This is a genomic window from Streptomyces sp. JLBG701, assembly GCF_058544905.1.
On sequence record NZ_CM178588.1, the window covers coordinates 2,871,873 to 2,884,913 of the forward strand.

Here is a 13,041-nt window from a genome sequence, read left to right on the forward strand (position 1 = left end):
CTTGCCGAACGTGATCCGACCAGCCGGGAGGCGGATCCCCCGGACTCCCGGCAGTCTGGAATGAGTCGAAAAAACGCACGTACTCACGGGGGTAGGCTCGACAACGGCCGGGGCGCCCAGTGCACCGGCATTCGACATGCGTGACATGTGGAGAGGAGCCCTGACCCAGGGTGAGCACCAAGCCGACCACCACAGACCTCGAGTGGACCGAGTTGGACCAGCGGGCCGTTGACACCGCCCGCGTCCTGGCCGCCGACGCCGTACAAAAGGTCGGCAACGGCCATCCCGGTACGGCGATGAGCCTGGCCCCCGCCGCGTACACCCTCTTCCAGAAGGTGATGCGGCACGACCCGGCGGACGCCGACTGGGTCGGGCGCGACCGTTTCGTGCTGTCCGCGGGCCACTCGTCCCTGACCCTCTACACGCAGCTCTACCTGGCTGGTTTCGGCCTTGAGCTGGACGACCTGAAGGCTTTCCGGACATGGGGTTCCAAGACCCCGGGTCACCCCGAGTACGGGCACACCACCGGTGTGGAGACCACCACCGGCCCGCTGGGCCAGGGTGTCGCCAACGCCGTGGGCATGGCGATGGCCGCCCGCTACGAGCGCGGTCTGTTCGACCCCGAGGCCCCGCAGGGCGAGTCGCCCTTCGACCACTTCATCTACGCGATCGCCGGTGACGGCTGCCTCCAGGAGGGCATCTCCGCCGAGGCGTCCTCGATGGCCGGTCACCAGGAGCTCGGCAACCTGATCCTGCTGTGGGACGACAACCACATCTCGATCGAGGGCGACACCGAGACGGCCGTCTCCGAGGACACCGTCAAGCGCTACGAGGCGTACGGCTGGCATGTCCAGCGTGTCGCCCCGAAGCCGGACGGCGACCTCGACCCGCACGCCATCTACAACGCCATCGAGGCCGCGAAGCTGGTGACGGACAAGCCGTCCTTCATCGCGATGCGCTCGATCATCGCCTGGCCGGCCCCGAACGCGCAGAACACCGAGGCCGCGCACGGCTCGGCGCTCGGCGACGACGAGGTCGCGGCCACCAAGCGCGTCCTCGGCTTCGACCCGGAGAAGTCCTTCGAGGTCTCGGACGAGGTCCTCAACCACACGCGCGCGGCGCTGGATCGCGGCCGTCAGGCCAAGGCCGAGTGGGAGAAGTCCTTCCAGGAGTGGCGCAACAACAACGCCGAGCGCGCCGCCGAGTTCGACCGCATCGCCGCGGGCGAGCTGCCCAAGGGCTGGGAGGAGAAGCTCCCGGTCTTCGAGACGGGCAAGGGCGTCGCCACGCGCGCCGCGTCCGGCAAGGTGCTCCAGGCGCTGGGTGCGGTCATCCCGGAGCTGTGGGGCGGCTCGGCCGACCTGGCCGGCTCCAACAACACGACGATCGACAAGACGAGTTCGTTCCTCCCCGCGGACAACCCGCTGCCCGAGGCGAACCCGTACGGCCGCACCATCCACTTCGGTATCCGCGAGCACTCCATGGCCGCGGAGATGAACGGCATCGCCCTGCACGGCAACACCCGTGTCTACGGCGGTACGTTCCTCGTCTTCTCCGACTACATGCGCAACGCGGTGCGGCTTTCGGCTCTGATGCACGTGCCGGTGACGTACGTGTGGACGCACGACTCGATCGGTCTCGGCGAGGACGGCCCCACGCACCAGCCGGTCGAGCACCTGGCCTCGCTGCGCGCGATCCCCGGTCTGAACGTGGTCCGCCCGGCGGACGCCAACGAGACCACCATCGCCTGGCGCGAGATCCTCAAGCGCTGGACGAAGGTCTTCGGCAAGGGTGCCCCGCACGGTCTGGCGCTCACCCGTCAGGGTGTGCCCACGTACGAGGCCAACGAGGATGCCGCCAAGGGCGGTTACATCCTGTTCGAGGCCTCCACGGGCACGCCCGAGGTGATCCTCATCGCGACCGGTTCCGAGGTCCACGTGGCCGTCGGGGCGCGCGAGCAGCTGGAGGCCGACGGCGTTCCGACGCGCGTCGTGTCGATGCCGTCCGTGGAGTGGTTCGACGAGCAGGAGCAGGGGTACCGGGACAGCGTTCTGCCCCCGTCCGTCAAGGCGCGTGTCGCGGTCGAGGCCGGTATCGGTCTGACGTGGCACCGCTTCGTCGGGGACGCGGGTCGCATCGTTTCCCTGGAGCACTTCGGTGCTTCCGCCGACGGCAAGGTGCTCTTCCAGGAGTTCGGCTTCACTGCCGAGAATGTGGCCGCCAAGGCGCGGGAATCCATCGCCGCCGCCCAGCGCTGACGCTGATATACGACACGTAGGAGATGCAATTTCCATGACAGACGCACTCAAGCGCCTCTCCGAGGAAGGCGTCGCGATCTGGCTGGACGACCTGTCGCGCCAGCGGATCACGTCCGGCAACCTCGCCGAACTGATCGACCAGCAGCACGTCGTGGGCGTCACCACCAACCCGTCGATCTTCCAGAAGGCGATCAGCAGCGGCGACGGTTACGAGCCGCAGGTGGCCGACCTCGCCGCCCGCAAGGTCACCGTCGAAGAAGCCCTCCGCATGATCACCACGGCGGACGTCCGCGACGCCGCCGACATCCTGCGCCCGGTCTACGACGCCACGCAGGGCCAGGACGGCCGGGTGTCGATCGAGGTCGACCCGCGTCTGGCGCACAACACCCGGGCGACCATCGCCGAGGCCAAGCAGCTGGCCTGGCTGGTGGACCGTCCCAACACGCTCATCAAGATCCCGGCCACCAAGGCGGGCCTCCCGGCGATCACCGAGGTCATCGGCCTCGGCATCAGCGTCAACGTCACGCTGATCTTCTCCCTGGAGCGCTACCGCGAGGTCATGGACGCCTACCTCGCGGGTCTGGAGAAGGCGCGCGAGAAGGGTCTCGACCTCTCGAAGATCCACTCCGTCGCCTCCTTCTTCGTGTCCCGCGTGGACACCGAGATCGACAAGCGGATCGACGCGCTCGGCACGGACGCCGCCAAGGCCGCCCGTGGCAAGGCCGGCCTCGCCAACGCGCGGCTCGCCTACCAGGCGTACGAGGAGGTCTTCTCGACCGACCGCTGGGCGGCCCTCGACAAGGCGCAGGCCAACAAGCAGCGCCCGCTGTGGGCCTCGACGGGCGTCAAGGACAAGGCGTACAAGGACACCCTGTACGTCGACGACCTGGTCGCGCCGAACACGGTGAACACCATGCCGGAGGCCACCCTCTTCGCCACCGAGGACCACGGTCAGATCATCGGCAACACCATCGCCGGCACGTACGAGCAGGCCCGCGCCGACCTCGACGCCGTCGAGGCGCTCGGGATCTCGTACGACGACGTGGTGCAGCTCCTGGAAGACGAGGGCGTCGAGAAGTTCGAGGCGTCCTGGAACGACCTGCTCAAGTCGACCGAGGCGGAACTCGAGCGCCTCGCCCCTTCGGAGGGCTGAGACCTTGGCTCCTCTGTCCGGTTCCGGAGCGAATCCGCTTCGTGACCCCGCCGACCGACGGCTCCCGCGTATCGCGGGGCCGTCGGGCCTGGTCATCTTCGGTGTCACAGGCGATTTGTCCCGTAAAAAGCTGATGCCCGCTGTTTACGACCTCGCCAACCGCGGGCTGCTGCCCCCGGGCTTCTCACTCGTCGGCTTCGCCCGCCGCGAGTGGCAGAACGAGGACTTCGCCCAGGAGGTCCACGACGCCGTCAAGGAACACGCCCGTACGCCGTTCCGCGAGGAGGTCTGGCAGCAGCTCATCCAGGGGATGCGCTTCGTCCAGGGCACCTTCGACGACGACGACTCCTTCGAGCGGCTGCGCTCCACCATCCAGGAGCTGGACAAGGCGCAGGGGACGGGCGGCAACTTCGCCTTCTACCTCTCCGTGCCGCCGTCCGCCTTCCCGGTGGTCATCAAGCAGCTGAAGAAGCACGGTCTGGCGGACCAGGACGGCGGATCCTGGCGGCGCGCGGTCATCGAGAAGCCCTTCGGCCACGACCTCGAGTCGGCCGAGGAGCTCAACTCGACGGTCGAGGAGGTCTTCGCCCCGGACCAGGTCTTCCGCATCGACCACTATCTGGGCAAGGAGACGGTCCAGAACATCCTGGCGCTGCGCTTCGCCAACCAGATGTTCGAGCCGATCTGGAACCGGTCGTTCGTGGACCACGTACAGATCACGATGGCCGAGGACATCGGCATCGGCGGCCGGGCCGGCTACTACGACGGCATCGGCGCCGCCCGTGACGTCATCCAGAACCACCTCCTCCAGCTGATGGCTCTGACTGCCATGGAGGAGCCCGCCTCCTTCGACGCGGACGCGCTCGCCGCCGAGAAGACCAAGGTGCTCGGTGCGGTCAAGCTGCCGAAGGACCTGGGCGCGGACACGGTCCGCGGGCAGTACGCGGCCGGCTGGCAGGGCGGCGAGAAGGCGGTCGGGTACCTCCAGGAGGAGGGCATCGACCCCAAGTCGAAGACCGACACGTACGCCGCGATCAAGCTGGAGGTCGACAACCGCCGCTGGGCGGGCGTCCCCTTCTACCTGCGCACCGGCAAGCGTCTGGGCCGCCGCGTCACCGAGATCGCGGTCGTCTTCCAGCGCGCCCCGCACTCTCCCTTCGACCACACGGCGACGGAGGAGCTGGGCCAGAACGCGATCGTCATCCGCGTCCAGCCCGACGAGGGCATCACCGTCCGCTTCGGCTCCAAGGTGCCCGGCACCTCGATGGAGATCCGGGACGTGTCCATGGACTTCGCCTACGGCGAGTCGTTCACGGAGTCCAGCCCCGAGGCTTACGAGCGGCTGATCCTCGACGTCCTGCTCGGCGACTCGAACCTCTTCCCGCGCACCGAGGAGGTCGAGCTGTCCTGGCAGATCCTCGACCCGATCGAGCAGTACTGGGACAAGCACGGCAAGCCCGCGCAGTACCAGTCGGGCACCTGGGGCCCCGTGGAGGCGGACGAGATGCTCGCACGAGACGGACGGAGCTGGCGCAGGCCATGAAGATAGACCTGACCGACACCACGGCCAGCAAGATCAACAAGGCGCTCGTCAAGGGCCGCCGCGCCATCGGCACCCCCGCCGTCGGCATGGTCCTCACCCTCGTCGTCGTGACGGACGAGGAGAACGCCTACGACGCACTCAAGGCCGCCAACGACGCGTCGCACGAGCACCCCTCGCGCACGCTCGTGGTCATCAAGCGCGTCTCCCGCTCGCCCCGGGGCCGCACCCAGTCCCGCCTCGACGCCGAGGTCCGGGTGGGCGCGGACGCCGGTAGCGGCGAGACGGTCATACTCCGGCTGTACGGCGAGGTCTCCGACCACGCCCAGTCCGTGGTGCTGCCGCTGCTGCTGCCGGACGCGCCGGTCGTCGTCTGGTGGTCGGTGGACGCCCCGCGCGACACGGCGAGCGACCCGCTGGGCGCCCTGAGCCAGCGCCGGGTCACCGACAGCTTCGCGGCGGAGAAGCCCGTCGACGAACTACGGTCCCGCGCCGAGAGCTACGAGCCGGGCGACACCGACCTGGCCTGGGCCCGGATCACCCCGTGGCGCTCGATGCTGGCGGCCGCACTCGACCAGATCGACGCCGAGATCGTCTCCGCCGAAGTGGCGGGCGAGGAGTCCAACCCGAGCGTCGAACTGCTCGCCATGTGGCTCGCCGACCGCCTCCATGTGCACGTCCGGCGCGCGGTCTCCGCCGGTCCCGGCCTGACCCAGGTACGCCTGGAGACGACCGCCGGCCCCATCACGCTGCACCGGTCGGACGGCCGCATGGCCACGCTGGCGCTGCCCGGCCAGCCCGACCGCGCGGTGGCGCTCAAGCGCCGCGAGACCTCCGAACTGCTCGCGGAGGAGCTGCGCAGGCTCGACCCGGACGACACCTACGCGTCCGCCCTGCGGTTCGGCGTGGACCGGCTGGGCGGGCTCCAGTCGGCCATGGAGAGGGTCGAGGCGATCGCCCAGCCCACACCGTCCGTCCCGCTCCCGGTCCGCGCGGTACCGGACCCGGAGGCCCCCGGCCTGACGTCCAGCACGTCGGCGGGCAACGGCGACACCGACCGGCCCACGCCGGCACAGATGCCCCCGGTCAGGAAAGCGGATCCGCAGTGAGCACTCCCCAACTGGTCGTCCACCGCGACAAGGAGTTGATGGCCCAGGCCGCCGCGGCCCGCCTGATCACGAAGATCGTGGACGCGCAGGCCTCGCGCGGCTACGCCTCGGTCGTGCTCACCGGCGGCCGCAACGGCAACGGCCTGCTCGCCGCACTGGCGGCCGCGCCCGCCCGGGACGCCATCGACTGGGGCCGCCTCGACCTGTGGTGGGGGGACGAGCGGTTCCTGCCCGAGGGCGATCCGGAGCGCAATGTCACGCAGGCCCGGGAGGCCCTGCTGGACTCCGTACCGCTGGACCCGAAGCGTGTGCATGCCATGCCCGCGTCGGACGGTCCCCACGGCGCCGACGCGGAAGCGGCCGCGGCCGCCTACGCGGAGGAGCTGGCGCTGGCCGCGGGCCCCGAGAACCACGGCTCGGTGCCCACCTTCGACGTCCTGATGCTGGGCGTCGGCCCGGACACCCACGTTGCCTCGCTCTTCCCGGAGCTGCCGGCCGTACGCGAGACCGAGCGCACGGTGGTCGGCGTCCACGGCGCCCCCAAGCCCCCGCCGACCCGGGTCACCCTCACCCTCCCGGCGATCCGGGCGGCCCGTGAGGTGTGGCTGCTGGCGGCCGGCGAGGACAAGGCGCAGGCCGCGGCCATCGCCCTGTCGGGCGCGGGCGAGGTGCAGGCCCCGGCGGCGGGCGCGTACGGCAGGCAGCGCACCCTGTGGCTGCTGGACTCGGCGGCGGCTTCCCGGCTGCCGAGGTCGCTGTATCCGCCGGCTTCGCCCTGATACACCCGGCACCGGCATCCCGCTGAAGCCCCCGTACGGCCTCCGGTCGCACGGGGGCTTCAGCTCTTCCGGTGGGCTCAACGCCCGCGCAGCTCCCGGTACTTGGCGACCAGGGCCTGGGTGGACGCGTCCAGGCCGGGTACGTCGGCGCCCTCGGTGAGCGCGGGTTCTACGCGCTTGGCCAGCACCTTGCCGAGCTCGACGCCCCACTGGTCGAAGGAGTCGATGTTCCAGATCGCGCCCTGGACGAACACCTTGTGCTCGTAGAGGGCGATGAGCTGGCCGAGGACCGACGGGGTCAGCTCGCGGGCCAGGATGGTGGTGGTGGGGTGGTTGCCCTTGAAGGTCTTGTGCGGCACCAGCTCCTCGGCCACACCCTCCGCCCGCACCTCGTCCGGCGTCTTGCCGAAGGCCAACGCCTGGGTCTGGGCGAAGAAGTTGGCCATCAGCAGGTCGTGCTGGGCGACCAGACCGGGCAGCAGGTCGGCGACAGGCTCGGCGAAGCCGATGAAGTCCGCCGGGATCAACTTCGTGCCCTGGTGGATCAGTTGGTAGTAGGCGTGCTGCCCGTTGGTGCCGGGCGTGCCCCACACGACGGGCCCGGTCTGCCAGTCGACCTCCTGGCCGTCCCGGTCGACGTACTTGCCGTTGGACTCCATGTCGAGCTGCTGGAGGTACGCGGTGAACTTGGACAGGTAGTGGCTGTAGGGCAGCACGGCATGCGACTGGGCGTCGTGGAAGTTGCCGTACCAGACACCCAACAGGCCGAGCAGCAACGGCACGTTGGACTCGGCGGGCGCGGTGCGGAAGTGCTCGTCGACGAGCCGGAACCCGTCGAGCATCTCCCGGAAGCGGTCCGCGCCGATGGCGATCATCAGCGACAGGCCGATCGCCGAGTCGTAGGAGTACCGCCCGCCGACCCAGTCCCAGAACTCGAACATGTTCGCCGTGTCGATACCGAAGTCCGACACCTTCTCGGCGTTGGTCGACAGCGCCACGAAGTGCTTGGCGACGGCTTCCTGACCGGCCTTCAGCTCGGTCAGCAGCCAGTTCCGGGCCGAGGTCGCGTTGGTGATCGTCTCGATCGTGGTGAACGTCTTCGAGGCGATGATGAACAGCGTCTCGGCCGGGTCCAGGTCCCTCACGGCCTCGTGCAGGTCGGCGCCGTCCACGTTCGACACGAAGCGGACCGTGAGGTCGCGGTCGGTGAAGCTGCGCAGCACCTCGTACGCCATCGCCGGGCCCAGGTCGGAGCCGCCGATACCGATGTTGACCACGTTCTTGATGCGCTTGCCGGTGTGGCCGGTCCAGGCGCCGGAGCGGACGCGCTCGGAGAAGCCGGCCATCTTGTCGAGCACGGCGTGCACGGCCGGCACGACGTTCTCCCCGTCGACCTCGATCACCGCGTCCCGTGGGGCGCGCAGCGCGGTGTGCAGCACGGCCCGGTCCTCGGTGGTGTTGATCTTCTCGCCGCGGAACATGGCGTCCCGGAGGCCGAAGACGTCGGTCGCGGCGGCCAGTTCGCGCAGCAGCCGCAGGGTCTCGTCGGTGACGAGGTGCTTGGAGTAGTCGACGTGCAGGTCGCCGACCTGGAGCGTGTACCCGGAGCCGCGCCCCGGATCGGCGGCGAACAACTCCCGCAGCCGCGCGTCGCCGAGCTCCTCGCGGTGCTTGGCGAGAGCGGTCCACTCGGGCGTCTGGTTGAGCCGGGTACGGCTGTCTGCGTTCATCTCGGACTTCAGCCTTCTTTCGTGCCTGCGTGTGCTGCTGTCTGCCTTGCCCCGCTGCCCGTCCCAACCTAATTGATCAGCGTGGGACATGACCTGTCGTGTCGTCGTCGCGCGGTGCAACAACAGGTACGTCGGGCTTGACCGCCGGTATCAACGAGATGACGGCGAGCCCGAAGAGCACGGCCGCCAGCAGCGCGGGCCCGTTCAGCCCGTACGTCCCCGCCACGGCCCCGCCGAGGAGGGCACCGAGCGGCGCTCCGGACGTGGAGGCGGTGCGGAACGCGGAGGCTATGCGGCCCACCATGGACTCGGGACTGCGCTGCTGCATCAGCGTGACCTGGTTGACGTTCCACACCATGCCCATGGCGCCGAGGAGCAGCATCCCCACGAGCAGCGCGCCCAGGTGGCGGACCGTGCCGACGAGCAGCAGGGAGGCCGTCTGGACGGTCCCGGCCACGAGCAGGGCGCCGACCCGCCCGGCCCGGTCCGCGATCCGCCGGGCGACAAGGCCGCCGGCGAGGCTGCCGACCGCATAGACGGTCGTCGCGGCCGCGTACCCCGTGTTGCCCGCGTGCAGCCAGCGGGTCACGTGCAGCACGAGTGTCGCGATCAGGGCGCCCATGCCGATGTTGCAGAGCAGCGTCGCCACACAGGCCGCGCGCAGCGACCAGTCGCCCCACAGCGCCCGCAGTCCCTCGCCCACCTCCGCACGGAGGGTGCTGCCGGCCGGGCGCGGTGCGCGCTCGGGTGCCGGTATCCGCAGGGAGGCCACGAGGGCGGCGGCGAGCAGATAGGTGGCCGCGTCGGCGGCGAAGGGCATGAAGGCCCCGGCGGTGAGCAGCAGCGGCACGAACGGTCCGGCCAGGAGTCCGCCCGCGAGCTGCTGGCCGGTCATCAGCCGGGCGTTGGCGCTGCCGAGGGCCTCGCGGTTCACCAGGGAGGGCAGCAGCGCCGTCGAGGCGTTGTCGAACAGCGTCTGCAACGTGGTCAGGGAGAAGGCGAGCGCGAGCAGCAGCGCGACCGACGCGTGGCCGAGTCCCACGGCCACCGCGAAACCCGCGACCAGCAGCCCTCGTACGGTGTCCACGGCCCACATCGCGCGCCGCTGGTCCACCCGGTCCGCCACGGCCCCGCCGAGCAGCCCGAACAGAAGCCACGGGAGGTAGCCGCAGGCGGTCACGGAGGCGATGACGAGCGGATCGTCCGTGAGCTGGACAGCGAGCAGCGGCAGCGCGGTCGTACGCAGCGCGTCCCCGAACCGGGAGACGACGGCGGCACTCCACAGCCGTCCGAAACCCCCACGCCACGCGGGCGCATCCACGCCCGCAGCCTCGACCGTCGTCACGACTCCCCCTCACGATTCGCCGATTCACAAACCGTAGAGGGCACCACTGACAATCGGTCCGGGGGCGGTCGGCCGCCGGGGCGTGAAACACGTCCGGCCAGGCGCTGGCAGGGCCGCCCGGCCGGATCAACTTCTAGATTTCGCCTCGCAGTTTGGCGAGCGCCTCGGCGAGGATCGCCTCGCCGTCCGCGTCGCTTCTCCGCTCCCGTACATACGCGAGGTGCGTCTTGTACGGCTCGGTGCGCGGCGGGTCCGGCGGGTTGTCCCGGTCTTGTCCGGCGGGAAAGCCGCAGCGCGGGCAGTCCCAGGTTTCGGGTACCTGCGCGTCGCTGGCGAAGCTGGGCTGCGTCTCGTGCCCGTTGGAGCACCAGAAGGAGATGCGCAGCCGGGGCGCGGACTCGCCCCGCTCGGCCTCGCCCATCGGCCCCGCCCCGACCCGGCTTCCTCGGATCGCGTTGCCACTTGCCACGGTCGTAACTCCCTGCGTGATGGTGCCGCGAAGCGAGTCGGCGTTTTCGCTTCGTTGCGAGCGCCTCAGTCTACGTAAGGCCCAACGCGCGTCCAGTGGTTGGAGTTACAGCCCCCACACCTAGACGCAAGCCCCATGATAGGCCGCGCTTTGATGCGCGTACCGAACATGGGGCCTTACGTACGGAATGTGCGTCAGCGACGTACCGATCAGCTGTTCGTCTTCATGATGAGGCCGAGGACGACGATGCACGCGAACCACAGCAGACCGATCACCAGGGTGATGCGGTCGAGGTTGCGCTCGGCGACCGAGGAGCCGCCGACGGACGACTGCATGCCGCCACCGAACATGTCGGAGAGGCCGCCGCCCTTCCCCTTGTGCATCAGCACCAGCAGCATCAGCAGCAGGCTGAAGACGATCAGGGCGATCGAGAACCCCAAAACCACGGCTGGACCAACTTCCTCGGATTCGGATAAACAACGGGGCGCAGTGGCGCTGTCAATATGCGGCTCTGCCGCGCGGCACTACGCCCCGCAAGGGTACGACGGATCCCCGCTACCGCATACTCACTGGTCGCGGAAGCGGACGATCTTGACGAACTCGTCGGCGTCCAGCGACGCACCGCCCACCAGGGCGCCGTCGATGTCGGCCTGCGCCATGATCTCGGCGACATTGCCGGCCTTGACCGAGCCGCCGTACTGGATGCGGACCTGGTCTGCCAGTTCCTGCGTGTACAGCTCGGCCAGCTTGCCGCGGATCGCCGCGCAGACCTCCTGGGCGTCCTCGGCGCCGCAGACCTTGCCGGTGCCGATGGCCCAGACCGGCTCGTAGGCGATCACGACGGTCTCGGCCTGCTCGGCCGGGAGGTCCTTGAGGCCGCCCTCGACCTGGGCGAGCGTGTGCGTGACGTGGTTGCCCGCCTCGCGGACGTCCAGCTCCTCACCGACGCACAGGATCGGGGTCAGACCGTGCTTGTAGGCGGCCTTGACCTTGGCGTTGACGACCTCGTCGGTCTCGGCGTGGTACTGGCGGCGCTCGGAGTGGCCGACGGCCACGTACGTGCACTTCAGCTTGGCCAGCATGGCGCCGGAGATCTCGCCGGTGTAGGCGCCGGAGTCCTGTGCCGAGATGTCCTGGGCGCCGTACTTGATCTTCAGCTTGTCGCCGTCGACCAGGGTCTGCACGGAGCGCAGGTCGGTGAAGGGCGGAAGGACGGCGACCTCGACGGCCTCGTAGTCCTTGTCCGCGAGGGCGAAGGCGAGCTTCTGGACGTGGGCGATGGCCTCGAGGTGGTTGAGGTTCATCTTCCAGTTGCCCGCCATCAGCGGCGTGCGAGTGGTCATGCGGGGTCAGTCCTCCAGTGCGGCAAGGCCGGGGAGCGTCTTGCCCTCGAGGTATTCGAGGGAGGCGCCGCCACCGGTCGAGATGTGGCCGAATGCGGTTTCGTCGAAGCCCAGGATGCGGACGGCCGCGGCGGAGTCGCCGCCGCCGACGACCGTGAAGGCCGGGGAGTCGAGCAGTGCCTGGGCGACCGCCCGGGTGCCCTCGGCGTAGTCGGGGTGCTCGAAGACGCCCATGGGGCCGTTCCAGAAGACGGTGGCGGCGTCGGCGAGCTTCGAGGCGTACAGCTTGCGGGACTCCGGACCGATGTCCAGGCCCATCTGGTCGGCGGGCATCGCGTCCGCGGCGACGGTGGTGGGGTTCGCGGGAGCCTTGGTCTTCAGGTCCGGGAAGGCGGTGCCGACCAGCACGTCGACGGGGAGGACCAGCTCGATGCCGTTCTTCTCGGCGCGCTCGATGTACTCCTTGACGGCCGGGATCTGGTCCTCCTGGACCAGGGAGGCGCCGATCTCGGACCCCTTGGCCTTGAGGAAGGTGAACACCATGCCGCCGCCGATGAGGATGCGGTCGGCCTTGCCGAGGAGCTGGTCGATGACGGCGAGCTTGTCGGAGACCTTGGCTCCGCCCAGCACGACGGCGTAGGGCCGCTGGACGTCCTCGGTGAGCTTCTTCAGGACACCGACCTCGGTGGCGATGAGGTATCCGGCGTAGTGCGGCAGGCGCGCCGGGAGGTCGTAGACGGAGGCGTGCTTGCGGTGCACGGCACCGAAGCCGTCACCGACGTACACGTCGGCGAGCGCGGCCAGCTGGTCGGCGAACTCGCCGCGCTCGGTGTCGTCCTTGGACGTCTCGCCGGCGTTGAAGCGCAGGTTCTCGATGACCGCGACCTGGCCGGGCTGCAGGCCGTTCACCGCGTCGTGGGCGGCGGGGCCGACGGTGTCCTGGGCGAACGCGACCGGGGCGCCGAGGAGTTCGGCGAGCCGCTCGGCGGCCTGGAGCAGGGAGAAGGCCGGGTCCGGGGCGCCCTTGGGGCGGCCCAGGTGGGAGGCGACGACCACCTTGGCGCCCGCTTCGGCGAGGGCCTTGACGGTGGGCAGTACGGCGCGGATGCGGCCGTCGTCGGTGATGAGGCCGTCGGCCATCGGCACGTTGAGGTCGGCGCGGACGAAGACCCGCTTGCCGTCCACGCCTTCGGCGAGAAGTTCGTCGATCGTCTTCATATGGGGACTCCTGGAAGGGCTCTTGTTCGCGTACGTGAGTCAGGGCCCGGACGGCGCGTACCTGCGCCGCCCGAGCCCTGCTGTCACATCGAAGTGC

11 protein-coding genes are annotated in these 13,041 nt (G+C 69.7%); 5 read left to right on the plus strand and 6 right to left on the minus strand.

What is annotated here, in order from left to right:
• The first annotated feature begins 170 nt into the window (after positions 1-170).
• Genes tkt through pgl form a run of 5 tightly spaced genes read left to right on the plus strand, consistent with a single transcriptional unit; the run spans position 171 to position 6,839 of the window.
• Positions 171-2,258, plus strand: a complete 2,088-nt coding sequence (gene tkt, locus AC5DRG_RS13155; protein WP_491810427.1) for a transketolase — start codon at positions 171-173, stop codon at positions 2,256-2,258.
• Positions 2,259-2,292: 34 nt separating this feature from the next.
• On the plus strand, positions 2,293-3,411 hold the full coding sequence (gene tal, locus AC5DRG_RS13160; protein ID WP_491810428.1) for a transaldolase: 1,119 nt from the start codon (positions 2,293-2,295) through the stop codon (positions 3,409-3,411).
• Positions 3,412-3,424: 13 nt separating this feature from the next.
• Positions 3,425-4,954, plus strand: a complete 1,530-nt coding sequence (gene zwf, locus AC5DRG_RS13165) for a glucose-6-phosphate dehydrogenase (RefSeq protein ID WP_491813029.1) — start codon at positions 3,425-3,427, stop codon at positions 4,952-4,954.
• Entirely contained in the window at positions 4,951-6,060 is a 1,110-nt protein-coding gene (opcA, locus tag AC5DRG_RS13170; RefSeq protein WP_491810429.1) for a glucose-6-phosphate dehydrogenase assembly protein OpcA, read from the plus strand. The genes zwf and opcA overlap by 4 nt, the downstream gene beginning before the upstream one ends.
• The gene (pgl, locus tag AC5DRG_RS13175; protein ID WP_491810431.1) at positions 6,057-6,839 is read left to right on the plus strand and encodes a 6-phosphogluconolactonase; all 783 of its coding nucleotides are present in this window, start codon (positions 6,057-6,059) and stop codon (positions 6,837-6,839) included. The genes opcA and pgl overlap by 4 nt, the downstream gene beginning before the upstream one ends.
• A gap of 77 nt (positions 6,840-6,916) precedes the next feature.
• Here pgl and pgi read toward each other — a convergent pair whose 3' ends face one another.
• The 6 genes from pgi to AC5DRG_RS13205 form a co-directional block, all read right to left on the minus strand.
• A complete protein-coding gene (gene pgi, locus AC5DRG_RS13180; protein WP_491810433.1) occupies positions 6,917-8,569 on the minus strand; it encodes a glucose-6-phosphate isomerase in 1,653 nt (550 codons plus the stop codon).
• A gap of 76 nt (positions 8,570-8,645) precedes the next feature.
• Positions 8,646-9,914 (minus strand): MFS transporter, encoded by a 1,269-nt coding sequence (locus AC5DRG_RS13185; protein ID WP_491810435.1) that lies wholly within the window; start codon positions 9,912-9,914, stop codon positions 8,646-8,648.
• Positions 9,915-10,047: 133 nt separating this feature from the next.
• Positions 10,048-10,383, minus strand: a complete 336-nt coding sequence (locus tag AC5DRG_RS13190; RefSeq protein WP_003976875.1) for an RNA polymerase-binding protein RbpA — start codon at positions 10,381-10,383, stop codon at positions 10,048-10,050.
• 209 nt (positions 10,384-10,592) lie between these two features.
• Positions 10,593-10,829, minus strand: a complete 237-nt coding sequence (secG, locus tag AC5DRG_RS13195; protein WP_491810441.1) for a preprotein translocase subunit SecG — start codon at positions 10,827-10,829, stop codon at positions 10,593-10,595.
• A gap of 120 nt (positions 10,830-10,949) precedes the next feature.
• A complete protein-coding gene (gene tpiA, locus AC5DRG_RS13200) occupies positions 10,950-11,726 on the minus strand; it encodes a triose-phosphate isomerase (RefSeq protein WP_491810443.1) in 777 nt (258 codons plus the stop codon).
• A 6-nt stretch (positions 11,727-11,732) separates the two neighbouring features.
• Complete coding sequence (locus AC5DRG_RS13205; RefSeq protein WP_491810445.1) at positions 11,733-12,944, minus strand: phosphoglycerate kinase; 1,212 nt, start codon at positions 12,942-12,944, stop codon at positions 11,733-11,735.
• Positions 12,945-13,041 lie beyond the last annotated feature (97 nt).